General features: G+C 67.2%; 2 protein-coding genes. Both read left to right on the top strand.

What is annotated here, in order from left to right; genetic code table 11:
* Positions 1–172 precede the first annotated feature (172 nt).
* A complete protein-coding gene (locus RMN95_RS11960; protein ID WP_309617138.1) occupies positions 173–571 on the top strand; it encodes a DUF1622 domain-containing protein in 399 nt (132 codons plus the stop codon).
* Positions 564–1,766, top strand: a 1,203-nt coding sequence (glmU, locus tag RMN95_RS11955) for a bifunctional UDP-N-acetylglucosamine diphosphorylase/glucosamine-1-phosphate N-acetyltransferase GlmU (RefSeq protein WP_309617137.1), incomplete at its 3' end; no start/stop codon positions are given. The genes RMN95_RS11960 and glmU, both read left to right, overlap by 8 nt.

Genomic DNA, 1,766 nt, shown 5'->3' with positions numbered 1-1,766 from the left:
GGTCGGCCTCGACGGCACCTACACGGTCACCGCGATGCGGGATGCGGTCGCCGGCGACAACGCCAGACACGCCACGGATGGGCTCGGCGGTACGGTCATCCTGCAGACCTGTTATTGGGGCAGCGACGGCAGGGAGAAGCTCGTCGCGCTCGCCCTCGGGTAGCCTCTGGGTATGAACGTGACCGGATTCTTCGAGATCGTCACCGGAGTATTCGAGGTAGCGGGCGTCGCGGCCATGGCCGGTGGGTTCATCGTCGCCATCGTTCTCGCCGTCCGAGCCTTCGTCGCGAACGGCGACGGCGGTCGGGCATTCAAAACCCTTCGCGACTCGATCGGTCTCGCCATCCTGCTCGGCCTGGAGATACTGGTCGCCGCCGACCTCGTTCGCACAGTGACAGCCACCCCCTCCCTGACCGACGCGGTTGTGCTTGCCATCGTCGTCGTCATCCGCACGATCCTGAGCTTCTCGCTGCAGATCGAGATCGAGGGGGTCGCGCCGTGGAAGCGCGCACTGATGACCAGCCCCCAGCTGATTGCAGCGGCATCACGCAAGGAGAACAAGAATGACTGACCAGAATCTCGCCGTCATCGTGCTCGCCGCGGGGCAGGGCACTCGCATGAAGTCTGCTCGCCCGAAGGTGCTGCACTCGCTCGCCGGCCGCACCCTCATCGGGCATGTGCTCGCGACGGCCCGCGACCTCAATCCGAGCCATGTGATCGCCGTTGTGCGCCACGAGCGTGACACGGTCGTCGCGACCATTGCCGAGCTGATGCCCGACGTGATCTTCGTCGACCAGGACGACATCCCCGGTACCGGCCGCGCCGTTGAGGTGGCCGTTGCGGCGCTACCCGCCGGCTTCGATGGCGATGTGGTCGTGGTCAGCGGCGATGTTCCGCTGCTGGATGCCCCGACCCTCGCCGCGCTTATCACCGAGCATCGCGGCGCCGGGTCGGCCGCCACACTGCTGTCTGCCGTGCTGAATGACGCCACGGGCTACGGGCGCATCATCCGCGACTCGGACGGAGCGCTCGACCGCATCGTGGAGCAGAAAGACGCCACCGCGGCCGAACGCGACGTCACCGAGATCAACTCGGGCACCTACGTGTTCAGCGTGGGGCCGTTGAGGGTGCAGCTGCCGCTGATCGGCACGCAGAACCTCGCCGGTGAGAAGTACCTCACCGACGTGGTCGGGCTGCTGCGCGCCAGCGGATCGGCGGTGTCGGCCGTGCCCGTCAAGAACGGCTGGATGGTCAGCGGAGTCAACGACCGTGTGCAGTTGGCCGAGGCATCCCGACGCATGAATGAGCTGATCGTGCGCCGCTGGCAGGTCGCCGGGGTGACCGTGCACGACCCCGCGACCACCTGGATCGACGCCGACGTGACCCTCGCAGAAGATGTCGAGCTGCTGCCCGGCACGCAGCTCAAGGGCGCAACCCTGGTGCAGCGCGGCGCGACGGTGGGGCCAGACACGACGCTGGTCGACTGCGAGGTCGGCGAGAATGCGATGGTGAAGAGAACGGATGCCACGCTCGCCGTGATCGGCGCTGGCGCGACGGTGGGCCCCTTCGCCTACCTCCGGCCCGGCACCTACCTTGGAGCCGAGGGAAAGATCGGCGCGTTCGTCGAGACCAAGAACTCCACGATCGGCGTGGGCAGCAAGGTGCCGCACCTCAGCTACATCGGCGACACGACGGTGGGGGAGCAGTCGAACATCGGTGCCGGCACCATCACGGCCAACTACGACGGCGTGAACAAGAGCGCCACC

Origin of the sequence: Salinibacterium sp. (assembly GCF_031364185.1) — a bacterium.
GTDB lineage: Bacteria > Actinomycetota > Actinomycetes > Actinomycetales > Microbacteriaceae > Rhodoglobus.
This window is presented reverse-complemented; position numbering and strand designations above follow the sequence as displayed.

What these genes read in the sequence shown, in the direction of transcription:
- RMN95_RS11960 (WP_309617138.1), top strand. Translation starts at nt 173, where the DNA reads ATGAACGTGACCGGATTCTTCGAGATCGTCACCGGAGTATTCGAGGTA.